Source organism: Acidilobus saccharovorans 345-15 (assembly GCF_000144915.1).
GTDB lineage: Archaea > Thermoproteota > Thermoprotei_A > Sulfolobales > Acidilobaceae > Acidilobus > Acidilobus saccharovorans.
The window spans coordinates 739,177-763,479 of record NC_014374.1 but is presented as its reverse complement, the minus strand read 5'-3'; the positions used below and the strand labels follow the sequence as shown (position 1 = coordinate 763,479).

Genomic DNA, 24,303 nt, shown 5'->3' with positions numbered 1-24,303 from the left:
TACCTTGAATGGGGCTCTAGACGCGGATAATACTGAAGCCGCTGGCCTTCCTGGCCCTGTTCATGACCGCGAGGCCCAGGCCCCTCTCCTCGAAGCCCTCCATGAAGGCCTCGTCCACGTCAAGCATCTCGTCAATGGCCCTGAACGTCTTGAAAAGGTTCCTGGCGACTATGAATATGTTGCTCCTCGGGCCGAGCACCAGGTGCCTCAGGCCCTGCTGCTCGTAGTACTGGGCGGTCTCGGAGGAGCAGAGTATTATGGGCCTCGCCCCCTTGGCTATCTCCTGCTTAACTACCTCAGCCACCTTGGCCGCGTAGGCCTTTAGGTCGCTGTAGTCCCCCTCAACTATGGTCAACCTCTTGAAGGGGGCGTAGTGCCTGTACTTCATGCCGGGGGCCAGGGCCACGTCGGCCTGCCCCAGGCCCCTCGCAAACTGCGGTATAACTACCTCCTTGCCCAGCTCCCTCTCTATCTCCTCCACCGGCAGCCCCCCGGGCCTCAGGAGGACCGGCGGGTCCCTGGTCATGTCAACTATCGTGGACTCAACGCCGTAAACGGTCTCGCCAGAGTCAATTATGACGTCAGCTCTGCCGTAGAGGTCCCTTACCACGTGCTCACCAGTTGTAGGCGAGGGCCTGCCGGCGAGGTTAGCGCTGGGGGCGGCTATTGGGACCCCGCTCTCCCTTATGAAGGCCAGGGCCACTGGGTGGGCGGGCATCCTGACGGCCACTGTGGGCCTCCCGGCAGTCACCTCCGGGGGCACCTTGTCCGACTTCCAGAGCAGCAGGGTCATGGGGCCCGGCCAGAACCTCCTGGCTAGCTTCTCTGCCTCAGGGGGTATCTTAACTGCCACCTCGTAAAGCTGGTTGAGCGAGTGTATGTGAACTATGAGGGGGTTGTCCATGGGCCTCCTCTTGGCTATGAACACCTTCTTGACGGCCTCGGGGTTGTAGGTGTCAGCCCCAAGGCCGTAGACGGTCTCGGTGGGGAAGGCCACTATGCCACCCGCCCTTATAGCGGCGGCCGCCTCCCTCACCAGGTCCATGTCTATGTTCTCCGGGTCTATCCTCAGTACCTTGGTGTTCACCCTGAGGTCCTCCAAGGGCTGTCACTAAAGGTTAAGTGACATCCGTAAGGTTTAAACGTTATTTATAAATTAAGAAATATAAAATATCTAAAGTTAATGAGGCCCCCTGCCTCCCGCGGGCCTCAGCGCCCTGTAGGGGCCCCTGAACTTGGCGTAGATGCTAATGTCATACCCTACCTTTATCATCCCCGCCAGGAGCACCGGCAGCTGGACGGCCCCAACGCTTACCAGGGCGCCAACTATTGCACCGCCCGGCAGGGAGGCCAGCAGCCTAGCGGTGTTAGTCAGCGAGTTGGCCGGGGCCAGGTCCTCCCTGGGAAACACCTCGGACATGAAGGCCTGCCTCGTAGGCACGTCCATCTGGGAGAGCGACTGCCTTGCCAGCAGCGTGGCCGCCGCCAGGGTGAAGTTGGGCGAGAGGGCCACGCCGACAAGGAAGACGTTAGACGCGAGGTGGCTGAATACCATGATGTTTAGGTTGCCATAACGCCTTGCCAGCGGGTACGTGGCCAGTATGGAGACCCCGGTTAAGGCTAACGCTACGGAGAAGAGCGGCCCAAGCCTGTTCAGGCCGACGCCGTAGCGGTAGTGGAACCAGAAGGAGAGCAGGGACAGCGACACGAGCCCCCCTCCGAAGGCGTCGGCCGCAAACATGGCGGCCAGCAGGGCGGCCGTTGACCTCGACCTCTCGTTAGAGAAGTACCTCTTGCCTGGCCTCCTGGCCGGCATTGTGAGCCTGGAGTAGAGGGCCAGCATCGCCAGGCCTGAGGCCACGAGGCCCAGGTAGACCGCCCTGAGGTCCCTGAGGGGCGTCACGGCAAGGCTTCCCAGCGACGAGGCGGCGTAGCCAAGGAAGTTGTAGATCGTGTATGCCATCTGGGGGTCCCTGGAGACCAGCGGTATCACTGACGTCTCGACGGACTGGTACGGCCCCGCCTCGGTGCCCGTGGTGCTTATGTTGCCAAGCGCCAGGAACGCCATTATGACAGCCACTTCCCTGGAGGCGTAGAGGGCGACGCCGCTGGCGGCCGTCAGCGCCGACATTGCCATCAGGGTCAGCCTGAGGCCCTGTCCGTGGAGCCTGGCCACCAAGAGGTTTGACGCCACGTTGCCTAAAACCATGAGCACAACGGCAGCGCCGACGTAGAGCGGTCCAAGTCCGAGCGACTCCAGGTACAGGGGCGTCACGACGCTGACAGCGGCCGAGCTCAGCACCCTGATTAACTTAACCAGGTATAGCGACAGCTCCTGCGGAGTCAGGGCCCTATCCTGGTAGCCTCAAAAAGGGGGAGAGAAAAATAAAAATTAAGGTTGTTGAGCTGAGGTTTATTTCCTGAAGCCCCACTTGTTTATCCTCAGGCCGAGCACGCCGTAGAGGGTTATCCAGGCGCCTATAAGCACGAATATCATGAAGACGAAGCTTGATATGGCCATCTGGGTGTTGCCGCTCAGTATGTGCCCGCTGGCGCAGCCGTTGGCCATCCTGGCGCCGAAGAGCACCAGGTAGGCGCCGAAGAAGCTGCCGAGGGCCCTCTTGGCCTCGCTGTCGCCGAACCTCCTGGCCCACAGGGTCGGCACCTGCCTCCTGTAGCCCATGAACCTCCTCGTGACGAAGAGCGAGCTTATCAGCGCTCCCAGGAAGGTGCCGAGGTCGCTGAAGGGCTCCCAGCCTATCTCGCTGAAGGGCTTGTCGTACGGCACCCCGTTCTTGAAGCCGAGGCCTCCGAAGAGCTGCCAGTAGGGGTTAGCGGCTGCCCACCTCGGGTTGATGGCGTAGGCTATCTGCGCGCCTATCCATGAGAACGTGGTGGACTCGCCGAAGATCTGCCTGAGGTAGATAACGGCCACGGCCGTCACTGTGAAGGCTATGCCCAGCAGTATGATGGACCTCGAGTTCCTTATGCTGCTCTCGTTGGTCAGCCTTGTTATGAACTTGTTAGCCTTAGGGTACTTCCTCATCTCCTCAGCTACGACCTCCTCCCAGACGGTCGACTCCTTGCTGGCGCCCGACAGGTGGTAGGCGCAGGACTGCCTCACAGGCTGCCCTGGGTACCTTGGCAGGAACATGAACATGCTGAACATTATTATGAAGAACACCACTGCAACGGCAAAGTACCCGAGCCTGTCAGACATGCTGAAGCCAGCCAGAGTGGCCCAGGTTATTGGGCCGAAGTTGAGGGTGTTCCAGAAGAAGCCCCTGGCGGCGCCGAATATCAGCGACCAGGTGAGGGCGCCGAGCAGGCCGCCTATCACAGCGTATATGGCGTCCCTCCTGCCCTGGCCGAGGCTTATCCATATCAGCCCTGGGAAGTACCCTGAGAGGCCAACCCCTATGCCGAAGAGCAGGCCTCCAACTACAATGCCGGGCACGAAGAAGTCCTTGATGCCGAAGTGGGGCGCGGTGCCAGGTATCAGGTAGAGGCCGTAGAGGAGCAGGGCCCCAAGCCCAATGGCGAAGCCGAAGCACACCATTAGGAACCTGTCCTGGAAGGACACGACCCTCCAGACTATGTCAGGGTCACCCCAGTTCCAGATCTCCAGCGGGGTGGCCAGCACGAAGCCCGCAAGTATGCCGAGGAGCAGCGGGGCAGGCTGGTGGTGCAGGTCAAGCTGGAAGTAGAGGCCAAGCCCGAGGAGTATTATGGCGAGCGCCAGCAGGACGCCGCTTATGGTCCAGTAGGCCTCCCTGTCCCTCTTCTCCTCGGCCTCCTGCGGCACAGTTGGATTCGCCACGGTATTCACCTCACAAAAGGTGAAAAGATGTAAAACAAACTTATAAAAGTTTATTGTTTAATTAAATGCATTTTTAAGAGTTATATTTTTGGCCTATATAATTAAGTTATTAAAAAGAGTTTCAAAATTCAATTATTCTAATTAATGTTCCATTTTTCTAAATTTTCCTGCGGCTCCAGCTGTAAGCTTTTTAATGCTTCCCTAAAGTATTGTTAATGGCCCTGTGGGCCGGTAGCTCAGCTGGAAGAGCGCTCGGTTGGCATCCGAGAGGTCCCGGGTTCAAGTCCCGGCCGGTCCACCAGGGCCCCTAATTATGCCTTCGATCGCTAAGGCCTCATAGAGGCCTGCCGCAGAAGCCCTGGCAGGCCCGCAGGGCCTGCTGCTTCGTCCTGCGGCCAAGACATCAGTTAAGCCCATGGGCCTGCCAGCCGCGCGGAGGGCCCTGGGCCCCTTAGGTCACCAGCCCCAGTGTTACTGTGCCCTACCTCTGCTCACCGCCTAGCTGCAAGGCTTCCTCTGGAGCCGGTGTTTCCCTTGGACGAGATAGACAACATATTCGAGGCCGCCGCCAGGAGCAGGGTGTTCAAGAACAGGGAGGTGCTGCTCCCCGACTACGTGCCCCTAGAGCTGCCGCACAGGGAGGCTGAGATAAAGAGGCTGGCCGAAGTGGTGGCCCCGGCCCTCAGGGGCGAGAGGCCCAGCAACGCGTTCATCTACGGCCTCACGGGCACCGGGAAGACGGCGGTGACGAAGTACGTGCTGAGGAGGCTTGAGGAGCTTGCCAAGGCCAGGGGCTCCAGCGTGTCGTGGATATACGTCAACGTGAGGCAGAGGGAGACCCCGTACAAGGTGCTCGCCGACATGGGGGAGCAGCTGGGCCTCAGGGTGCCCTTCACGGGGCTCTCCATAGGGGAGCTGTTCTCAAGGATAGTCAAGAGGCTCTCAAAGCTTGAGGGCGTCTACATAGTTGTGCTCGATGAGATAGACTTCCTGGTCAGGAAGGGGGACGATGTCCTGTACGACCTGACCAGGATAAACGAGCACCTGCCCAGGGCCAAGGTGTCGCTGATAGGCATAACTAACAGCGTGAAGCTCGTGGACTCCCTGGACCCCAGGGTCAAGAGCAGCCTGGGCGAGGAGCAGCTGGTATTCTCGCCCTACAACGCTGAGCAGCTGAAGGACATACTCTCCAGGAGGGCCTCCATGGCGTTCAACGAGGGCGCGCTGGAGGAGGGAGTCATACCGCTTGTGGCCGCCCTGGCGGCCAGGGAGCACGGCGACGCCAGGAGGGCCCTGGACATGCTCAGGGTGGCGGGGGAGATAGCTGAGAGGGAGGGGGCTGACAGGGTGAGCGAGGACCACGTCTACAGGGCCAGGCAGGAGATAGAGAGGGACAAGGCCAGCGACGTCATAAGGACCCTGCCCCTGCACAGCAAGCTGATACTGGCGGCGATACTCAAGGCCTCGTTGACGTCGCCGGAGGGGAGGGCTACCACGGGAGAGATATACGACGCCTACAGGCAGCTGGCCTCGTCCCTAGGCCTCGAGGAGGTGACCCTGAGGAGGGTGAGCGGCGTCCTCGGGGAGCTCGACATGCTGGGCATAATAAGCAGCAGGGTGATAAGCAGGGGCAGGTACGGCAAGACAAGGGTAGTTGAGCTGGCCGTCAGCCCTGACACGGTGATAGGCTCCCTCTCGGAGGACCCCACGGTGGGCTCAATGGTCCAGTCAATGTCAACTAAGGGGCTCACTGGGAAGAGAGGGAGGGCCACTTCATGAGCTTCCTCACGTCCTCCGGCACCCTGTCAAGGTGTGAGGTGAGCCAGGCCACGTCCTCCTTAACCTTCCTGAACTTGTCGTCCAGCATCCTCGGTATGCCGTCAATTATTGGGTACCACCTGCCGCAGCTCCTGCAGACTAGGACCCCCTCTACGACGTCCTTGTTGACGCACTGGGCGCAGGTCTCCAGGGGCACCTGGGCCGCGGGCCTCCTGAGCAGGTAGCAGGTCTCCCTGCACCTAACCTTGGCTGGGTCAACGTTGGCCCTGCTCTCGTCAACCCTGAACTCTACCAGCACCAGGTCAGGGCTCTTGCACACGGGGCAGGCAAGCAGCTCAAAGAAGTAGTACCTCACTTCCCGGCTCCCCCGCACCTGGAGCGGTACAGGTCCTCGACCTGCTTAACTATGGCCTCCGCCCTCTCCCTTGTCCTGGCCTCCACCGATATCCTCATTATTGGCTCGGTCCCGCTGGGCCTCACGAGGACCCAGAAGTCGTCGCCTATCACCTTGACCCCGTCTATGGTTATCTGCCTGTAGCCCGAGAAGGCCTCCTTGACGGCCTCGACGCCGCACAGCGCCTGCTCCCTGGTGGCCTCCACCTTGGTCTTTATGGCGTAGTACTGGGGCAGCGAGTCGTAGAGCTCCCCGAGGCTCCTGCCCTCGAGGGCAAGCATGTAGAGGGCAAGGGCTGTGGTCATGCCCCCGTCCCTGACGGTGTGATGTGGCACGTGCATGTAGCCGCCGTTGTCCTCGAAGCCGCTTATGGCCCCTCCCTCGCTTAATATTGTCCTCGCTATGGTGACGCTGCCCACGGGCGTCCACCTGACCTCAACGCCCGTCGGCCTCAGGTACTCCTCGACCAGCTGGCTGCTCGAGACGGCGGTGTAGGTCCTCATGGGCAGGCCCTTCCACCTGCCGCTCTCAACAACGAAGCGAGTCAGCAGGGCGCCTGCCCTGTCGCCCCATATGAGCCTCCCCCTCTCGTCTATCAGTATGGCCCTGTCGGCGTCGCCGTCGTGGGCAACACCCATGTTGACGCCCGCCTCCCTCACGAACCTGAGCGTGAGGGCAAGGTTCTCCTCGTTGGGCTCCGGGTTCCTCCCCGGGAAGCCGGGGTCGAGGTTGCAGTTCACAGTTATGGCCCTAACCCCCAGCTCCCTGAGTATCAGGGGGGTCGTGACGGCGCCGACGCTGTTGGCGCAGTCCACTAGGACCGTGAACCCCTTCTTCGCTATAAGGTCGCTGTCGACCTGGGAGACGACCGCCTTAACGTACGTGTCTATGACCACCTGGCTCACGTCGGCGACGTCATATACCATTGACCTCCACGGCAGGTTGGTCTCGTGGCCCTTGAAGTAGTAGTCCTCTATTATGGGCTCCCTCTCGTGGGGTATCTCAACGCCGTCGTGCTCAATCACCTTTATTCCGTTGTACTCCCTCGGGTTGTGGCTGGCTGTTATCATGACGCCCCCGTCAAAGCCCAGGGCCTTGACCCCGTACTGCATTGTGGGGGTGGGCACCATGCCGGCGTAATACACCTTTACCCCCTCAGCCATGAGCCCCGCGGCAACCGCCCTGGCCAGGGCGTCCCCAGCTGCCCTGGCGTCCCTGGCCAGCAGCACCCTGGACCCGGGGCCGAAGTAGGCGCCTATGGCGTGCCCCATCTTCAGTGCGAAGGTGGGAGTCATGAGGTCCCCGACAACCCCCCTGACGCCGTCAGTGCCAAACAGCTTAGCCAAGGCTTCCCCCGCTGCTGTGAAGTTGGGCAGGCTATTAACCCTTCAGCCGGCGGCTGCTCGCCTTGGCCGCGAGAGTCGCTTTAACGGAAAACCACTTATACGTGGTAACATTATCTGATAAGTGGTGAAACATTGGAGAACCTGGGCATGAAGATCAAGGGATTCCTGGCGCTCAGCAGGCTGCCGTTCCTGACGCCTGGGCTCTCGCCGTTCATAGCAGGCCTCCTGCTGGGCTGGGAGCAGGAGGGCCTCAGGTTTTACGGCCTTGACGCCGAAGGAGGCCGTCTACGTTGTCAGGAGGGCAGCGGAGCTCCAGGGCAGGTCAAACCTGGTGATAGCTCCCATAGGCGTGCCCTGGTACTACGCTTACCTTGCCTCCAAGTCAGGCCTGCCCCTTGGCGTCTCCAGGTACTTCGTCTACGGCTGCGCCGCAGGCAGGGGGATGTTCTACATAAAGCCTGACGGCGAGGTCTGGCCCTGCCCGTTCCTGCCCGTCTCAGCCGGCAACGCGGCCAGGGAGCCGGCCTCAAGGATATGGAACAGCCCCCTGTTCAGGTCCCTGAGGTCAAGGGACTCCCTACAGGGGGCCTGCGGGTCCTGCAGGTTCAAGGAAGTCTGCGGCGGCTGCAGGGCAAGGACCTACATAAGGCATGACAGCCCCTACGCCGAGGACCCCCTATGCCCGCTCTCAAATGGGGCTGAGGACCTGGTCAGGGCTGTCGAGGCTGCCGAGCCGACGCCCTGCACTGCCCCCATAGTCATAGGGTAGGGGGCGACACTGTAGGCGCCGCGCCTGGCTGGCTCGCCTGGGAGGCCCTCAGCTGCCCCTCAACCTCGCCCAGGCCGACGTAGTCTAATATGAGGCCCACCAGAGGGAGGAACGGCACGAAGAACAGGGCGGTGAGTATCCCGCCTATCTTCAGGGTGCTGTTGTTGTAGGCGCTGCCTACGCTGTAAAAGCCCACGCCAATCATCACAAACCCCACGATTATTATTACCAGGCCCATTATCGCCACCGCGGCGCCGCCGAGGAGGACTATGAACATCAGCAGGATTCCGAGTAACGCTATCGCCAGGCCCACAACAATGAGCATCACGCCGGAGGCCCCTAAGGACCCTCCCTTGCCCATGGAGGAGAGCGTGGTGAAGCCTCTCCTGAGGTTCATAAGCGCCATCACGGCTAATACTAGGCCTATCAGCAACGACACGACTTCAACTATTGGCGATGCCGAGTGGGTTATGAAGCCAGACACGTAGAAAACGCTGCTCAGGAGGTCTGATATGAAAATGTAGATCAGGCCCCTCTTGAGGTCCCCAACTCCCTCAAGCTCGCCGCTGTTGGACAAGCATAACACCAATGTATAGCGGTATAGCCCATATATATGTGTTAACAGGCGTTTTTACTAGTGCTTTTAAAATTTTTTGTGCGCAGTTAACTCTTTGAACCGGCGGCCTGGGTGCCAAGCTTTGTCTCCACCTCGCCCAGGCCCACGTAACAGAATATGAGGCCTACGAAGCTGGTTATGAGCAGCGGTATGGCCACCAGGATGCCGCCCGCCTCAAGGATGCCGTTGTTGTAGGAGGAGCCGACCTCAAAGAAGCCCACGCCTATGAAGATATACCCAACCACGATGATAACCAGGCCAACCATTATGAGCAGGAGGCCCCCTATGAGGCTCAGCAGAGCCCCTACTATGACTATCAGTATCCCGACAAGGACCACTATGACTCCCGCGGAGCCCGTGAGGCCTCCCCTGCCGGCAAGGGCCAGCATGCTGAAGCCCTCCCTGAGGTTGACAAAGGAGAGGACCATCAGGACCAGCGATACGACGCCCAGGGCCACGGCCGCCGTCAGGGCCCCCAGGGCGGCCGCCCCGCCGTAGCTCACGTACCTGACGTGCACCATGCCAGGGCCAACTATGGTCCTGGGGTACCCGGTTAGGCCAAAGCCCAGGGCGACCACCGCCGGCAGAAGCATGAGGAGCAGCGGCACTATTATCATGTAAAGCGCTCCTGACCTCAGCCTCCTTATGCCCTCGAGCTCCTGCGACATCCTCTCACCGCGGGCGCGCGGACCCCCGCCGCGTTCCCGGAACCAGGTCAGGCTTTAACCCCGCGGCTCCTCACGCCCAGTCACCACGAACGTCAACGGCCGGGCTAGGTTGCTCCCTTCCGGGCCTGGCCAGGTTAGCCCGGCTGAGGCCGTCAACGCCCGTCCTCCGGCGGGCGCTCGGCCACCGTTGACCCCGTGGGCTGGGCGCTCACAGTTACCGCGGGAGCCTTGGCCTGGCCCTGTGGCCCGCGGCGGAGTTACTGGCCCCCGCGTGGCGCCCTCGGGCCATGGGAGGGAGGCGGCCCCTCCGGCCCTTCCCGCGCGCCCAACACTAAAGCCTTGGGGGAAGTTAAAAGCTACCCCTGGCTTGCACTGACAACCCTAAGTTATCCTGGGTCGAGGGACGCTTCGTCTTGATACTGTATTAATACACATCTAAGATATTTAATCCGTATGTATATATTTTCAAGGGCACCCCGCTTATTGTCCCCTTGGCCCACCGCCCTCCTTGGCGAGCCTCCATGCCATTCGTGAACGAGAACACATACAACAGGTACGTGGCCGAGGGCAGGGAGGAGGAGTTCCACAGGCTTTACGAGGCGGCCCTCGAGAAGGTGAAGGAGGAGCTTGGCAGGGAGTACCCGATCCTGATAGGCAAGGAGGAGGTCAGGACGGAGAAGAAGATTGTCGAGAGGTCCCCCATAGACACCTCCATAGTGGTGGGCGTCTTCCAGTCAGGGAGCGTTGAAGACGTCTCACGCGCTGTTGACGTGGCTAAGGCCGCGTTCAAGGAGTGGTCCTCCGTTGACTGGAGGGACAGGGTCGAGCTGTCGCTGAAGGCGGCGGAGGAGATAAGGAGGCAGAAGTTCGAGCTGGCGGCGCTCATGACTTACGAGAACGGCAAGAACAGGTTTGAGAGCGTCGCAGAGATAGACGAGACTATAGACTACTTCACGTACTACGCCCACATACTTGAGGAGAACAGGGGCTTCGTGAGGGAGATGGAGAGCCGCATATACAGGAACGAGCACGCCTACTCCGTTATGAGGCCCTACGGCGCGTGGCTGATAATGGCCCCCTTCAACTTCCCGGCAGCAATAACGACAACTATGACCCTCGGCGCGGTGATAACAGGCAACACAGTAGTGGTGAAGCCGTCGCCCCACACGCCGCTCCTGCCCTACAAGATGGTTGAGGCCATGAGGAGGGCAGGCTTCCCGCCGGAGGTCGTCAACTACATAACCGTCGAGAACGAGGTGATAGCCAAGTACCTCGAGACTGACAACAAGTTGGACGGCCTCGCCTTCACGGGCTCCAAGGAGGTGGGCCAGAGGCTGCTGAAGCAGTTCATAAACATAAGGCCAAGGCCGGCCGTGCTGGAGCTGGGAGGCAAGAACGCCACGATAGTGACCGCCAAGGCGGACCTGAACAAGGCGGTCGAGGGGGTCTTCAGGGGAGCCTTCGGCTTCGGGGCCCAGAAGTGCTCGGCCACCGCCAGGGTCTTCGTTGAGGCCCCAGTTTACGACAAGTTCGTGGAGATGCTCGTGGAGAGGGTCAAGAATGCAGTCATAGGCGACCCGAGGAGGAGGGAGACGTTCCTCGGGCCAATAATAAACAAGGCCGCGGTGGAGAAGTACAGGAGGTTCATAGAGCAGGCCAAGAGGGAGGGCGGGAGGATACTAGTGGGAGGCCGCGTCATTGAGGAGGAGAAGAGCTACCTGGTCGAGCCCACAGTGGTCGTGGACCTGCCGTACACCAGCGACCTCTGGAGGACGGAGCTCTTCGTGCCGATACTGCTAGTGATGAAGGTGGACAGCCTGGAGGAGGCGGTAAGGTACGCCAACGACGTGGACTACGGCCTGACCGCTGGGATATTCTCAGAGGACCCGAAGGAGGTCCAGTACTTCTTCGACAACATAGAGGCCGGCGTCACCTACGCCAACAGGGTGGTGGGCTCCACGACCGGCGCTATGCCAGGCGTGCAGCCCTTCGGAGGCTGGAAGGGCTCAGGCTGGACCGGCAGGAACGCCGGAGGGCCGTACTACCTGCTCTCGTTCATGAGGGAGCAGGCCCGGACCTGGTACGACTGAACTCAAAAAGGAACCCTTTAGCTTAGTTTCTTTTCAGCTCTTCCCTCTTTTCTCTTCTCTTTAGTGTTTGAGGTACTTTGATGACAGGTAGTCCAGGAGCCTCTGGGCGTTGTACTCCTCCCCTAGCTGCCTCCTCAGCAGCTCCTTCGGGGCGTAGGTTGCCCCGTACTTGTGCACAAGGTCCCTCAGGAACGACTTTACTGTGTCAAAGTCGCCCCTGGTGACGTAGCTGTATATGTCCCCCACGCGCGAGCTGAACGCGAAGTACATCATGGAGGCCACTATGTTACCCAGCGTGTACGTCGGGAAGTAGCCTATGGTTCCGTGGGCCCAGTGCACGTCCTGGAGTATGCCCTCGGCGTCGTTCTTTGGCCTCACGCCTATCAGCTTCTCGCTCTCGTCGTTCCACATCTCGGGCAGCTCGTCAACCTTGACCTCGCCGTTTATCATGAGCTGCTCCAGCTCGAACCTCAGGAGTATGTGCAGGTTATACGTGACCTCGTCGGCCTCCGTCCTTATGAGGCTCGGCCTCACGGTGGCGAAGTACCTGTAGAGGTCGTCCTCGCTTATGCCCTTGGTCAGCCCGAGCTCCTGGTCAAGCACGGGCTTTATGAGGGAGGCGAAGGCCCTGCTCCTGCCTATGACGTTCTCCCAGAACCTGCTCTGGCCCTCGTGAACCCCCAGGCTCACGCCAGACCCTATGGGGGTCATGGCCAGCTCGGGGTCGACCTGGAGCTCGTAGGTGGCGTGGCCGAACTCGTGAACCACGCTGAACAGGCTCCTCTTGAAGTCAAAGCCCTCGTACCTGGTGGTTATCCTGACGTCGTTGACCCCCATGTTGGTCGTGAACGGGTGTGGGCTCACGTCAAGCCTCGCCCTGTCCTGGGGGAACTTGAGTAGCTCCAGGACCCTCTGGTTGACCCTCCTCATGGCCTCCTCCTGGTACTTGGCCTCCTCCAGGGGGCTGGGCACGGTGTAGTAGCCGTCACTGACGACCTTGTCGAGCAGCCCCCTGAGGCCAGGGCCAAGGACGTCAAAGACGGCCTTCACGTCCCTGGTCCTCAGGCCCTCCTCGTACAGGTCAAGCAGGGCGTCGTAGGGCACCTCCTCGTAGCCCAGCTTCTCCGCCATCTGCTTGTTCAGGTCTATGAGCTTCTGGAGGTACGGCTTGAACGCGCTGAAGTCGGACCTCCTCTTGGCCTCGCTCCAGGCCATGAAGGCCTCAGAGGAAGTCTTGGCCATCTCGTAGGTCAGGCTCGGGGGCACCTTCCTGGCTATCCTCAGCTCCCTGTCGACTACCCTGACGACCCCCCTCTCGTAGTCGTTGAGGTTCTCCTGGGCCTTGGCCCTCTCGACTAGGGAGACGAACTGGTCGCTCAGGAGCAGCTCCTGGTACAGGGCCCTCAGCTCGGCGGTGGCCACAGCCCTCTCCTCGACGCCCTTAGACGGCATGTAGGTCTCCTCGTCCCACCCCATGAGTGACATGGCGTGGTTCAGGGCCCACAGCCTCCTGTACTTCTCAATAAGCTCCTTTATGACAGGATTCTCAAACTTAGGCAAGGCGGACCCCAGCTCTAGGAGCGGTGCGGGATATAAATGGTTAGCACCTTCACCCCTTGGACTCCAGCCTCTCCTCCTCCACTATGTTCACAGTGACCCCAGCGCTCCTGTAGGCCTCAGGCCTGGAGCGCGAGAGCCACGCGGTGTAGCCTATTGAGAACGCCAGCAGCGCGACGCCCACAATTACCGCCTGAGTCACTGGGAACTGAGGCGGCCATATGGACTCAACGAGCACGAACGCGAATATGGCCGTTGCCAGCGCCGGCAGGAAGTAGTGGAGGAGCGGGTGCACCACCTTGTTGAGCCCGAAGTGCCTCTCCCTGAGCCTCCTGAACATAACCATGACTGCGGTGTTGTTTATGAAGTGGGCCGTTATGAAGCCCACTAGGGCTATGGTAGTGAGGAAGTCAAAGGCGTTGCCCAGCGCCGTGACTATCCTCTGCGAGGTGGCGGGCAGCGCGAGCATGGCCAGCGGGCTGACGCCGCTGTAGTAGCCAACTATGAATGCGGACGCCACGGCGGCAGCGCTCGAGGCCACCCCCACGAAGAGCAGCGACTTGCTCGGGGTCACCCACCTGGGGTGCACGTATGAGAAGAACTTCGGGAGTATGCTGTCCCTCCCCATGGCGAAGTAGACCCTGCCCGCGTTTGACTGCATGGCGACGCTGTCTGAGAAGGCTGAGTTGAAGGCGAAGAGGGCAAGCATGAGGCCGCCAGCTATGCCCAGGTACTCGGTGTAAACTATTATGCCAGGTATGGCGCTGCTCGCGAAGGAGGTCAGCCTGTCGGTCCCCCACCCCACGGTGAGGCCGTAGGCCACCTCTGTCAGCACGACCCCAACTATGAGCACCCCGAGCACAAGGGCCTTGGTTATGTCCCTGCTCCTCCTCACCTCCTCGCCCAGCGGGGCGGAGCCCCCGTAGCCTATGAAGCTCGTGAGCCCAAATATCATGCCCAGCCCCAGGGCGGCCATGGGCCCCCCGTAGGCCTTCCAGTGGGGCCCGTATATCGCCTGCCAGGCGAAGGGGTCGAAGACCTTCCACGTGTTGTCGGGGGCCCTGAGTATTATTATGAGGGAGGTGATTGCCAGAAAGCTGACCTCAGTAAGGGCAGCGTACCTGAGGAACTTCATCTGGGGCCTTATGCCAACCGCGGCCAGCGCTATGGGGACCATTATGAAGACCACTATGAACGGCAGCCACACCCACCCAGGGAGGCTGACGCCCCAGAAGTAGTGGACGACGCCTGGCAGCACCACCCCGGCGACGTAAACTGGTATGGCCGCCGTGCTGGCTATCTGGTAGACCGGGTACATGAGCCCAGTCACTATGGCTGGGAAGGGCCCGAAGGCTGTGGCGACGTAGCCGTAGTAGCCCCCTGCGCTGGCGTGCCTCCTCGAGAGGTGGTAGAGCGTGTTGACCTCTATGAACATTGTCAGCGTGGCCAGGAGGAAGGCCAGGGGCGTCAGGACGAAGGCGAACGCCGCCGCGGACGTTATGAACGCCACGGTGTCGCACGCGGGCGCCATGGCAGCTATCTCCTGGGCTACGGCCTCAAGGGTTCCCACGACCCCCCTCCTAAGCCTTGGGACTGCCCTGGCTGCGCGGGGCTTTTCCTTGCCCTGGGCTGAGCTCGAGCTCCTCACCGGCCTCTGGAGCTCACAACTTGTGCATAAAAACCTTTGTATTTTAAAATCCGTGTGCACAAGGAGTGTACTGGCTAAAGCCCTTATCCCTTGGGGCCCAGGGACGGCGGGGCTGCGGGTTGAAGGTCAACGTTATGTATGGCGGCGAGCTGGCCTCCATGGCAGGGGTCAGCAGGGAGACCGTGGAGCTCCAGGAGGGCTCGACGCTGTCGGACCTGCTGGCATATATTGAGAGGGCCCACGGCAGGAGGCTCCTGGAGGCCCTGGGCAACAGGCTTCTCCTCCTGGTCAACGGCAGGTCGGTCAAGCCCTCCGAGGTGAGCAGCCTGAGGCTGTCCGAGGGCGACTTCGTCTCGCTCCTGCCCCCGGTCCTCGGGGGCCTGCGTGGGCGTACAGTTTAGCCGCGTTTATTTTTCAGAAACTTTATATTAAACTAAATGAAAGCTAAGCTTTTATAAGAAGCTTTATACAGCGCAGCATGGGAAGTGGGATAAGTTGGCAAGGACAGGGCTGGTCCTATGGTTTGAGGAGGCCGACTGGAGGGACAAGAAGCTCCTTGGCGGCAAGGGCGCCTCTCTCGCCCAGATGACCCAGATAGGCCTTCCCGTGCCGCCGGGGTTCATAATAACCACCGAGGCCTGCCGCAAGTTCTACTCCTCCAGGAAGGCGGAGATGGACGAGCTTGAGAGGCAGCTCAGGGGCAACCCGCCGCCCGCGGTGAGGGATGAGATAATAAAGAAGATATGGGCCCTGATAGACCAGTGCGACCTGCCTGCCGGCCTAATGGAGGACGTCAGGGAGCACATGCAGGAGCTGGAGAGGAGGACTGGCAAGAAGTTCGGCGCAGCAGATGGCATACCGCTCCTGGTCTCAGTTAGGTCGGGCGCGGCGCTGTCAATGCCAGGCATGATGGACACCGTCCTCAACCTGGGACTTAACGACAACAGCGTCCAGGCCCTGGCAAAGGCAACGAACAACGAGTGGTTCGCATACGACGCCTACAGGAGGTTCATACAGATGTTCGCCAGGATTGTGCTGGCCCTGGACGAGAAGCCGTTCAACGACGCCTTCGACAGGAAGAGCGAGCAGTTCGCCAGGGAGGCGGAGACCACGTACAAGGACGAGCTTGACGCCATAAGGAAGCTCTACCCTGAGTACACTCCAAGGCTGGACGCCCAGCCGCCGAAGGACATAGCGCCCAGGCTGTGGGCCCGCTCGTTGGAGCTCATAAAGGAGCTGGTGGGCGAGTACAAGGACCTAGTAAGGAAGATGTGGGGCGAGTTCCCGCAGGACCCGTATGTGCAGCTCGAGCTTGCCATAAGGGCGGTGTTCAGGTCCTGGATGAACCCGAGGGCAATATTCTACAGGATAGCGAACAACATAACCCCTGACATGGCGGACTGCACGGCCGTGAACGTAGTAACGATGGTCTTCGGCAACATGGGCTGGGACTCGGGCACGGGCGTCTACTTCACCAGGGACCAGTCCACGGGCGAGGACAGGCCATATGGCGAGTTCCTGCCCAACGCCCAGGGCGAGGACGTCGTGGCAGGCATAAGGACCCCGCTGGGCCTCGACGAGCTCAAGAAGAGGATGCCGGAGGTCTACAACCAGCTCATAGAGGCGGGCAAGAAGCTCGAGCAGGTGAACAAGGACGTCATGGACATAGAGTTCACGGTGGAGAGGGGCAAGCTGTACTTCCTGCAGAACAGGCCCGCAAAGATGACCCCGCTGGCCAGGGTCAGGAGCGCGGTCGAGATGGTGAAGGAGGGGCTGCTGACGAAGGAGGAGGCGCTGCTCAAGGTTGACCCAGAGCAGGTGAGGAGGCTGCTCTACCCGACCATAGACCCCAAGGTTAAGGCCACGCCTATAGCCAAGGGACTGCCGGCCTCACCTGGGGCCGCCAGCGGCCAGGTGGTCTTCAACCCTGACGACGCCGTCGAGTGGGCCAAGCAGGGCAAGAAGGTCATACTGGTCAGGGTTGAGACCAAGCCAGACGACGTCCACGGCTTCTACGCCGCCCAGGGCGTGCTGACCTCAAGGGGAGGTATGACCTCGCACGCGGCCATAGTGGCCAGGGCCATAGGCAAGCCGGCCGTCGTCGGCGCAGAGGCCATAAAGATAGACTACGACTCCAAGACTTTCACGGTGAACGGCGTCACAGTGAAGGAGGGTGACTGGGTAACCATAGACGGCAACAGCGGCTCCGTCTACCTCGGCGAGCTGCCAACCGTGACCCCGGAGCTCGGAGGGTGGCTCGACGAGCTGCTGAAGTGGGCCGACGAGGAGAGGAGGCTGGGCGTCAGGGCCAACGCGGACGTGCCAGAGGACGCCATGATGGCCAGGAAGTTCGGCGCCGAGGGCATAGGGCTGCTGAGGATAGAGAGGATGTTCAGGAAGCCTGAGAGGCTGGAGGCCCTGAGGAGGGTCATACTGGCAGCTGACGACAAGGAGAGGGAGGCCCACATGAAGGAGCTCGCCGACATGATAAAGCCCGACTTCAAGGAGATGCTGGACATAATGGACGGCAAGCCCGTGGTCATAAGGCTCATAGACCCGCCGCTCCACGAGTTCCTGCCCTCAAGCGAGGAGCTGCTGGCGCAGATCTACGACCTCAGGGAGCAGAGGGAGAAGGCCCAGGCCTCCGGCGACGCCGCCAAGGTTAAGGAGCTTGACCAGAAGATAGCTGAGCTCCAGGGCCTCTACAACAGGGTCAAGGCGCTGCAGGAGGCCAACCCAATGATGGGACACAGGGGAGTCAGGGTGGGAGTGACCTACCCGGTGATATACTACTACCTGACCAGGGCGATGGCTGAGGCTGCCGCGGAGCTCATAAAGGAGGGCAAGCGCCCCGTGCTTGAGATAATGGTGCCGCAGGTGTCCGACGTGAACGAGATAAGGTTCGTCAAGAACAACGCCATACTGCCAGCGCTCAGCGACGTTGAGAAGGAGTACGGCGTCAAGCTCAACGTGAAGATAGGCACCATGATAGAGACCGTGAGGGCCGCCCTGACCGCCAGCGAGATAGCTAAGGAGGTTGACTTCTTCAGCTTTGGAACCAACGACCTGACCCAGGCCACCTTCAGCTTCAGCAGGGACGACGTTGAGAACAAGTTCATGAACCAGTACCTCGAGAAGGGCATACTGGCCAACGACCCGTTCGACACGGTTGACGTTAAGGGAGTCGGGAGGCTCGTGGAGATAGCCACCAAGGAGGGCAAGGAGGCCAACCCCAAGCTAGAGGTTGGCGTCTGCGGCGAGCACGGCGGCGACCCGGCCTCAATTAACTTCTTCCACGGGGCCGGAGTTGACTACGTGAGCGCCTCGCCGTTCAGGGTGCCCGTCGCCAGGCTGGCCGCCGCGCAGGCCGCGGTAAAGGAGAAGCTGGGCATCAGGGGAGCTGTAGGCGAGTGATCGCCTCCCCTTTATCAATTTCATTTTTATAACATGCCCCTCCTGGTCGGGGCGGGAGGCAGGTTGAGGGCCCCAGCTGCGGCAGCAGTCCTGCTGCTAGTGGCGCTCATGGCAATAGCGCCGGCCATGGCGGAGTGCGGGCCCGCCATATCTGGCGGCGAGGCGGCCTTCGCTTATGCGGAGAGGGCCTACCACAGCTACCTCTTCGTGAACCTGAGCTATGACAGCGAGCTAAACGAGCTCATGATAAACGCCTCTTACGCGAACGGCACGGCGTGCAGCTCGCTGGCGTCGAGGGCCAGGGCCCTCGAGTCGCAGGGCCCGCTGATCCTCGCGAGGGCCAGGTCGGACTTCTGGACGCTCATGGGCTCCGTCATAGCCTCAGTTGTTGCACTCTCGCTTGGCGCCTTCGCCTCAGTCAGGTACGGCAGGAGGCTAACCTGGAGGCTCTGGATGTACGCGCACAGGAACTACAAGGTGGTCCTCAGGGAGGGCCCCAGGAGGGAGGCCAGGCCCAGCGAGGCGGGCCCCGAGAGGTTCCCGCTCTACGTGGCCGGGCTCTTCATAGTGCTCGCCATAGGCCTGTCAGGGGCCACCCTGGCCCAGCTGTACTGGAGGCCCGGCCCCTTCAGCGTCATAGCCCTCCTCAACAGCAACCTGGAGATAGGCGATTACCCTCAGGAGCTACTGCCCAACTCCAACGTGACGCTATACGTGCTCATAAAGAACGAGATGAACGACGTCATGCTCTACCAGGTCAGGGTCGGCGTGCTCAACGCCTCCCTGCCCCCGGGGCCCTCGTCGCTTAACGAGTCCATAAGCGGCTACGACCTATACATGGTTATACCCTCGGGCCACAACGCCACGGCGCCCATAGTGCTGAGGGCCCCCGCGAGGCCGGGGCAGTACAAGCTGCTGCTACTGCTGTATTATTATAATGTAAGCACCGGGAGCTTCTACTACTCGGGCCTGTTCAACCAGCTTTACTTCAACGTGACCGGCTAGGGCGCCTCATGAGCAGGAGCACGGCAACCAGCAGCGCGGCCCCCAGGGACGCGGCCACGGCAAGGTTCCTGTAGCCCGCCGACGCTGTGGCCCTCTCCCTCTGGGGCTGGACGGCGCGGGCCTGCTGCACAGGGGCTATGTAGGGCCTCGAGGAGGAGATCGCTATGGAGCGCTGCGGGGTCCAGCCGGTTATCCTCGCTATCTGGTACTGGCCCCCGACGGAGCCTATGGTTGAGTAGCTCGAGGTGTAGTTCGAGCCCGGCCCCAGCACAAGCCTGCCCACGCTGGAGTACCTGAGGTAGAGCCTGCTGTTGATGAGAACCACCTCGCTGGCGCTCACGTAGTTCATGCTGACGACGCTGTCATATATTATGAGCTCGCCCTCAGCGTCGTCAAACTCAAGGCCGAGCGTGCTGTTGCGTATGTAGTTCACGCCCTCGAAGTAGCTCCAGGTTATGTTGCCCCTGTAGCCCTCTATGGTGACGTTGTTAAACATGGCGCCGCTGGCCTCAAAGGGGGGCGTCAGGGCCTCGTTGGCGTAGTAAGCCACCCTGCCCTCTATCACAGATGTCTGCGAGTACGTCAGCACGTTGCCGAAGGGACTGACCCCAGTGACCACTATGTACCACTCTTCCCCCTTGCCCACCTCGAAGGGGCTCACGTTGCCTATGGAGCTCGGCCCGGGGAGGTAAGCCTGGCCCACCCAGAGGCCGAGGGTCGAGTTGTAGTAAAGGGGCACCTCCACCTGCTGGCTCGCGTTCTCGTAGAGCTGCCTGAGGCTGGCTGGGACTATGGTGGCTGAGAAGAGGCCGTACCTCACCGGGGTCCCGTTCTGGTACGTGATCCTGGCCTCTATGGTGACCCTCCCGCCGCCCTCAACTATGGGCGGCAGCACGGCCACCTCAGCGCTCAGGGGCTGCCCCACGTATATCATGTCGACCCCGTAGCCCTCCACGAGGCCGCCCAGCGTGGTGGAGTTGTAGGAGGCGTTGAGCAGGACCCAGTAGAGGCCCGGCTGGGCCTGCCTGGGCACCCGGAGGAGGCCATAGTAGAGGCCGGAGCCCGTCAGGGGAACCTGCGAGGAAGCGGCGTTGTAGCCCGCCGGGCTCACCAGGCTGGCCGTGACGTTGGAGCCGTAGAGTATTGCGTTGAAGAGGTCAAGTCCCGTCTGGGACGACACCAGGGCCGTGGTCTCTATGGGCGGCACCGGGATCCCTTCAACTATTACATAACCTCCCTCGGGCACGGCGCCTGGCATGGAGAGGACCTGGGGGAACAGGAGGAAGAGCTGCATGAGGTCGCCCATGTATATGGGCGTCAGGCCGTAGGCCTGACCTGACAGCCTGATTATATAGTAGCCTGGCGGGGCGGTGAAGTTTATGCTCGAGGTCCCCAGCGTTATGGGCTGCGAGTAAACCTCGGTGTAGGTGTTGTTGAGCGGGTTGTACCTGAGGACCTCCACCTCCATGCTGACGTTGCTCGGGGCCCCCGTGGGCGAGGTGGCGAAGGCGGCCAGCGGCACCCCGAGGTACGGCATGTACGGGTACATGGGGGTCGGGAGGGACATGGCGCCGAAGTAGCCCACGAAGGCCTCGACCGCGTATGAGGCCCAGGAGCCTTTGTAGCTGCCGCTTACCTCGATTAAGGCGGGGCCCGATGAGTTCAGGGGCACGTGAAGGAACGCCTCCCAGAGCCCCCTGGTGGAGTTAAAGTACATGGGTTCCTCAGCAACCACGCCGTTCATGAGCTTCAGGCTGGCGACGAAGGAGCCGTTAACCACCTCGGAGCCTCCGTAGGTTATGTTCGCGCTCACGTTAAGCGTGGAGCCAGGCTCTATGAACTGGGACGCGTTGCCCAGGAGCACCTTTATGGAGAGGCCCCTCTCATGGACCATTGAGAGGTAGCGGGCCAGGTTGCCGGCGTTTATAGCCCCAAGCCCCGTGACTAGGTTGTAGCCGTTGGACGCGACCCAGGGTATGTTATAGCCAAATGTCACGGGTATGAACGCGCTCCTCGTGGACGAGTTAGAGTACAGGCTGTAGAGCGTGGGCGCTATGAGGCCGAGCCCGTGGCCCACGTAGCCCTCGACCAGGGCCAGGAGGCCGGCCACAAGCTGGACCGCCTCGCTCGTGCCGCCGGCCAGGACCGTCTCGTTGTCCTCAGCGACCATAATGGCCCCTGGGAATATGTTTGCGTTGGCCGAGACGTCCGGCACGGCCCTGCCGTGCGGGAAGCCCTCGGGGGGCCTGGGCACGACGCCCTCCTGCCACCACGGCATCGGCTCATACGCGCTGTAGCCGCCCGTGGAGCCGCCCACGTTCTGCATGTACGGCACGAAGCCCGCCGAGGACCACGCGGTCTGGACGCTCGAGTTCCCGCTTATATAAGTTGTCGTGCCCCCCACGGCCAGCACCCAGGGCGAGGAGGCAGGGTAGTTGACGTCGCCGACGGGCCCAGCGCTGTAGCCCATGCCCCCGCCGTCGCCGCTGGCCGCCAGGAATGTTATGCCCTCAGCCGCTCCTAGGGCGTAGTAGACGTCGCTCAGGTAGACGTTGTAGTAGTAGAAGCTGAAGCCATAGTAGGAGAACGCGGACTCCGGTATGCCGAAGCTCTGGCTCACTATTGAGACGTTGTCGTGCTGGTCTATGTAGGCTATTATAGTGGACAGCGGAAGGGCGCCGCCCGCCACGTACAGGTATATGTGGGCCCTCGGCGCAATGGAGTGCACTGCCTCCACGTCCAGGTCTATCTCCACGTCCCAGCCCGTCAGCACGCCCAGGTTAGGGTTATATGGGCCTATGGGGACGACCGTTATGTTCGCCGGCGGGAGGCCGACGAGGGAGTCGTAGTAAGCTACGTCCTGGAGCAGCGTCGGGTTACCGTAGAAGTCTATAATTCCTACGTTGACCCCCTGACCCTCGTCGCCGAGCGAGTAGAGGTACGTCGCGTTGTAGGCCTCGGCAAGCGAAGTCATGGGGTATACCTCCTCGGGGTATGAGACGTTAACTTCATAGAGGGACCTAAGCCTGATCAGGTCCTGCTCAGTTACCAGGAACTTAGGGGTGCCCAGCACTACTCCTGTAATGTTAGATATGTAGGGCACGGGCCACGGGAACTTGCCCCTGTACCCTGTGACGGCGTAGTAGCTGGAGGTGCCGTTGCTGAAGACCCCTATGGAGACGCCGAGGGCACCCTCAACGGCTGAGGCCGGGCCGCTGAAGGCAATCATTGAGCCTGCAACCGCTATCACCCTCAGGCCGTGGGACCTGAGGTAGCTTATGGCCTTGGCCACCTCGGCCTCGGGGTAGAACATGCTTGCCGCCTGGGAGGGCGTCAGGAACTTACGGTAGAGGGGCGAGCCGGGGTCGCTGACGGCCTGGGCGTAGTAGAATATGAGGGGCACGTCCCTCAGGGGCACGTAGAGGACTCCAACTACGTTGACATTACTTGGAAGGGGCCCCACGTACTTGAAGCCCCTCAGGCCTCCCATGTAGCTAAATACTATACTGTTAGGGCTGGCGGGCCCAGCGACGGCCTTAACGTAGCTTACAGGAAGGGCCGCGGCAGCGATGATGATTGCCAGGAGAACTGTTGATATGAGCTTAGCCCTCAGAGCCAGTCGCCCAGGAGGCTCTGCCGGCCGGTGGGCTTAAGCTTAAGCTGTTATTTTCAAGTGGGCCTCAGGAGCAGCGCCGCCAGGGACTCCGCCCTAGGCAAAGTCATGCCCCTGGCCAGCAACATGAGGGCTATCGATATCACTATCAGCACTATTGCTAGGACCATGGCTATTATGGCCATCTTCCACGAGGTGCCAAACACTATGGGTATGGGGCCTATCATGACGACGCCGCCGGCCTGCACCTGGCCCTTGGCCTGGGAGGACTGCCTGTAGGCCTCGTAGACGCCGGCCGCCACTATTATGAACATGCCAACAAGTATTATCAGGAAGCCTATGAGGAACCAGGCCGCGGCGTTCATGTAATCACCACTTTACTCCTCCGCCCGAGCCTTAAAGGCCTTGCCTCCCCTGTCGAAGTAGCTGAAGAAGGCGTAGTAGAGCACTGGGTCGAGCACGGAGATCCCCGCGGCCGCGGAGAACACTGCGACGAAAGCGCCGACCTGGAACAGCACTGAGCCGGCTGCAGCCGCCGCGCCGTAGGGGAGCCTCCTGAACACGCCAGTTATGCTGAGGCCCCTGGACCTCTCCGAGGGCTCGTAGAGCTCCATGCTGACGTTCTGCCTTATCGGCAGGGCCGCCTGGTAGAGCCCGGTCCTAATTGCATATATGGCCCCAGCCAGGGCCAGGGGCCTTGAGAACGGTATGGCCGCCAGCAGCAGGGAGCCGAGGCCCCTCAGCACAAGTATTGACCTCACGGGCCCCATGGCCTTCTCCGCGAGGGGCGCGATGAGGGCCCCCGCCGCGGCGGCCGCGTAGGAGGCGTCGTATATCAAAGAGACCTGGAAGTCGCTCGCCCCCAGCTCCCTGAAGTAGACAGGCAGCAGCGACATGACCATTCCGAGGCCCAGGCTGCCGAAGAGGCCCGCCAGCGAGACCTTGCCTATGTTCTTGGCGGACCTCCTGGGGACAGCGCTGGTGGGCCTGTGCGCCCTGTCGGGCTCCTCCGAGACGAGGAGCACGAGCGCTGACGTGGCCACAGTTATCAGCAGGGCCACGGCGAAGAGCTCAAGGTAGTAGCCCCCTGAGGCCCTCATGATGGCCCCTGAGAAGGCCGAGCCCGCCAGGGCCGAGGCTATGGCCGCCATCATTAGGTACGAGTAGACCCTTGTCCTTGCCTCAGGGCCGACCCTGCTGGCCACCATGGCAGTCTGGAGCGGCGCCACCGGGCCGCCGCCGGAGCCCCCGCCTATGGGGCTCATGGTGAGCCCGAAGGCGGCAGACGCCATGAGCGCGGCGTAGCTCCTGGTGGAGAGCACTATGGCGTAGGTGCCCGCCGGGAGCAGCGACATTATGGCCAGGGCCTTCCTCCTGCTGTAGAGGTCGCCGAGCCACCCGCTCGCAAGCGTTAGAACGGCGCTGCTCAGCGTGGCTATGAGCGTGTAGAGGCCGATCATCTCGTAGGAGAAGCCCACGTACTTGAGGTAGAGCGGGAGCAGGAAGGCCACGTAGCCGAAGCTGAAGCTCCTCAGGGTCCTCACGGCGCCAAGTATGTAGATGTCCCTGGAGTAGTCGCTCAAG

18 protein-coding genes, 1 tRNA gene and 1 other RNA gene are annotated in these 24,303 nt (G+C 61.3%); 7 read left to right on the top strand and 13 right to left on the bottom strand.

Going from position 1 to position 24,303, the window contains the following annotated elements; translation table 11 throughout:
• Positions 1-16: 16 nt before the first annotated feature.
• The 3 genes from ASAC_RS03780 to ASAC_RS03770 form a co-directional block, all read right to left on the bottom strand.
• Positions 17-1,102: an L-threonylcarbamoyladenylate synthase gene (locus ASAC_RS03780; RefSeq protein ID WP_013266670.1), complete on the bottom strand. Its 1,086-nt coding sequence runs from the start codon at positions 1,100-1,102 to the stop codon at positions 17-19.
• Between the two features lie 78 nt (positions 1,103-1,180).
• Entirely contained in the window at positions 1,181-2,320 is a 1,140-nt protein-coding gene (locus ASAC_RS03775; RefSeq protein WP_338028407.1) for an MFS transporter, read from the bottom strand.
• Positions 2,321-2,413: 93 nt separating this feature from the next.
• Positions 2,414-3,820 carry a YeeE/YedE thiosulfate transporter family protein gene (locus ASAC_RS03770; protein WP_202965437.1) on the bottom strand — a complete coding sequence of 469 codons (1,407 nt, stop codon included), beginning with the start codon at positions 3,818-3,820 and terminating at the stop codon, positions 2,414-2,416.
• A gap of 225 nt (positions 3,821-4,045) precedes the next feature.
• Here ASAC_RS03770 and ASAC_RS03765 point away from each other — a divergent pair.
• Both ASAC_RS03765 and ASAC_RS03760 read left to right on the top strand, forming a co-directional pair.
• Positions 4,046-4,121: transfer RNA gene (locus ASAC_RS03765), tRNA-Ala, on the top strand.
• A gap of 224 nt (positions 4,122-4,345) precedes the next feature.
• Positions 4,346-5,599, top strand: coding sequence for a Cdc6/Cdc18 family protein (locus ASAC_RS03760; protein WP_013266667.1), 1,254 nt, complete (start codon positions 4,346-4,348; stop codon positions 5,597-5,599).
• Here ASAC_RS03760 and ASAC_RS03755 read toward each other — a convergent pair.
• Positions 5,568-5,954: a Trm112 family protein gene (locus ASAC_RS03755; RefSeq protein WP_013266666.1), complete on the bottom strand. Its 387-nt coding sequence runs from the start codon at positions 5,952-5,954 to the stop codon at positions 5,568-5,570. The genes ASAC_RS03760 and ASAC_RS03755 overlap by 32 nt on opposite strands.
• Positions 5,951-7,339 (bottom strand): phosphoglucosamine mutase, encoded by a 1,389-nt coding sequence (gene glmM, locus ASAC_RS03750; RefSeq protein WP_013266665.1) that lies wholly within the window; start codon positions 7,337-7,339, stop codon positions 5,951-5,953. Before glmM ends, ASAC_RS03755 begins: the two co-directional genes overlap by 4 nt.
• A gap of 265 nt (positions 7,340-7,604) precedes the next feature.
• Between glmM and ASAC_RS03745 the strand changes: the two genes are divergently transcribed.
• Positions 7,605-8,108 (top strand): SPASM domain-containing protein, encoded by a 504-nt coding sequence (locus ASAC_RS03745; protein WP_013266664.1) that lies wholly within the window; start codon positions 7,605-7,607, stop codon positions 8,106-8,108.
• On the opposite strand, the gene ASAC_RS03740 is transcribed toward ASAC_RS03745, so the two are convergent.
• From ASAC_RS03740 to ffs, 3 genes are all read right to left on the bottom strand, one after another.
• On the bottom strand, positions 8,098-8,685 hold the full coding sequence (locus ASAC_RS03740) for a DUF973 family protein (RefSeq protein ID WP_013266663.1): 588 nt from the start codon (positions 8,683-8,685) through the stop codon (positions 8,098-8,100). The two genes, ASAC_RS03745 and ASAC_RS03740, sit on opposite strands and share 11 nt — an antisense overlap.
• Before the next feature lie 86 nt (positions 8,686-8,771).
• Positions 8,772-9,392, bottom strand: coding sequence for a DUF973 family protein (locus ASAC_RS03735; protein WP_013266662.1), 621 nt, complete (start codon positions 9,390-9,392; stop codon positions 8,772-8,774).
• Positions 9,393-9,406: 14 nt separating this feature from the next.
• Positions 9,407-9,716, bottom strand: an RNA gene (gene ffs / locus ASAC_RS07710) — signal recognition particle sRNA.
• A gap of 197 nt (positions 9,717-9,913) precedes the next feature.
• Here ffs and ASAC_RS03730 point away from each other — a divergent pair.
• Positions 9,914-11,482 carry an aldehyde dehydrogenase family protein gene (locus tag ASAC_RS03730; protein WP_013266661.1) on the top strand — a complete coding sequence of 523 codons (1,569 nt, stop codon included), beginning with the start codon at positions 9,914-9,916 and terminating at the stop codon, positions 11,480-11,482.
• 60 nt (positions 11,483-11,542) lie between these two features.
• On the opposite strand, the gene ASAC_RS03725 is transcribed toward ASAC_RS03730, so the two are convergent.
• Both ASAC_RS03725 and ASAC_RS03720 read right to left on the bottom strand, forming a co-directional pair.
• A complete protein-coding gene (locus tag ASAC_RS03725) occupies positions 11,543-13,042 on the bottom strand; it encodes a carboxypeptidase M32 (RefSeq protein ID WP_013266660.1) in 1,500 nt (499 codons plus the stop codon).
• Positions 13,043-13,091: 49 nt separating this feature from the next.
• Positions 13,092-14,687: an APC family permease gene (locus tag ASAC_RS03720; protein WP_013266659.1), complete on the bottom strand. Its 1,596-nt coding sequence runs from the start codon at positions 14,685-14,687 to the stop codon at positions 13,092-13,094.
• 119 nt (positions 14,688-14,806) lie between these two features.
• Between ASAC_RS03720 and ASAC_RS03715 the strand changes: the two genes are divergently transcribed.
• From ASAC_RS03715 to ASAC_RS03705, 3 genes are all read left to right on the top strand, one after another.
• On the top strand, positions 14,807-15,088 hold the full coding sequence (locus ASAC_RS03715) for a MoaD/ThiS family protein (protein ID WP_013266658.1): 282 nt from the start codon (positions 14,807-14,809) through the stop codon (positions 15,086-15,088).
• Between the two features lie 94 nt (positions 15,089-15,182).
• Positions 15,183-18,101 carry a pyruvate, phosphate dikinase gene (gene ppdK / locus ASAC_RS03710; RefSeq protein WP_013266657.1) on the top strand — a complete coding sequence of 973 codons (2,919 nt, stop codon included), beginning with the start codon at positions 15,183-15,185 and terminating at the stop codon, positions 18,099-18,101.
• Positions 18,102-18,164: 63 nt separating this feature from the next.
• Positions 18,165-19,106 carry a hypothetical protein gene (locus ASAC_RS03705; RefSeq protein WP_048812791.1) on the top strand — a complete coding sequence of 314 codons (942 nt, stop codon included), beginning with the start codon at positions 18,165-18,167 and terminating at the stop codon, positions 19,104-19,106.
• On the opposite strand, the gene ASAC_RS03700 is transcribed toward ASAC_RS03705, so the two are convergent.
• From ASAC_RS03700 to ASAC_RS03690, 3 genes are all read right to left on the bottom strand, one after another.
• On the bottom strand, positions 19,090-22,596 hold the full coding sequence (locus ASAC_RS03700) for a S53 family peptidase (RefSeq protein WP_013266655.1): 3,507 nt from the start codon (positions 22,594-22,596) through the stop codon (positions 19,090-19,092). The two genes, ASAC_RS03705 and ASAC_RS03700, sit on opposite strands and share 17 nt — an antisense overlap.
• Positions 22,597-22,775: 179 nt before the next feature.
• Positions 22,776-23,084, bottom strand: coding sequence for a TIGR00304 family membrane protein (locus ASAC_RS03695; RefSeq protein WP_013266654.1), 309 nt, complete (start codon positions 23,082-23,084; stop codon positions 22,776-22,778).
• Between the two features lie 12 nt (positions 23,085-23,096).
• Positions 23,097-24,302: an MFS transporter gene (locus ASAC_RS03690; RefSeq protein WP_013266653.1), complete on the bottom strand. Its 1,206-nt coding sequence runs from the start codon at positions 24,300-24,302 to the stop codon at positions 23,097-23,099.
• Between the last annotated feature and the right edge of the window lies 1 nt (position 24,303).

What these genes read in the sequence shown, in the direction of transcription:
- ASAC_RS03735 (WP_013266662.1), bottom strand. Translation starts at nt 9,392, where the DNA reads ATGTCGCAGGAGCTCGAGGGCATAAGGAGGCTGAGGTCAGGAGCGCTT.
- ASAC_RS03730 (WP_013266661.1), top strand. Translation starts at nt 9,914, where the DNA reads ATGCCATTCGTGAACGAGAACACATACAACAGGTACGTGGCCGAGGGC.
- ASAC_RS03700 (WP_013266655.1), bottom strand. Translation starts at nt 22,596, where the DNA reads ATGGGAGGCCTGAGGGGCTTCAAGTACGTGGGGCCCCTTCCAAGTAAT.
- ASAC_RS03695 (WP_013266654.1), bottom strand. Translation starts at nt 23,084, where the DNA reads ATGAACGCCGCGGCCTGGTTCCTCATAGGCTTCCTGATAATACTTGTT.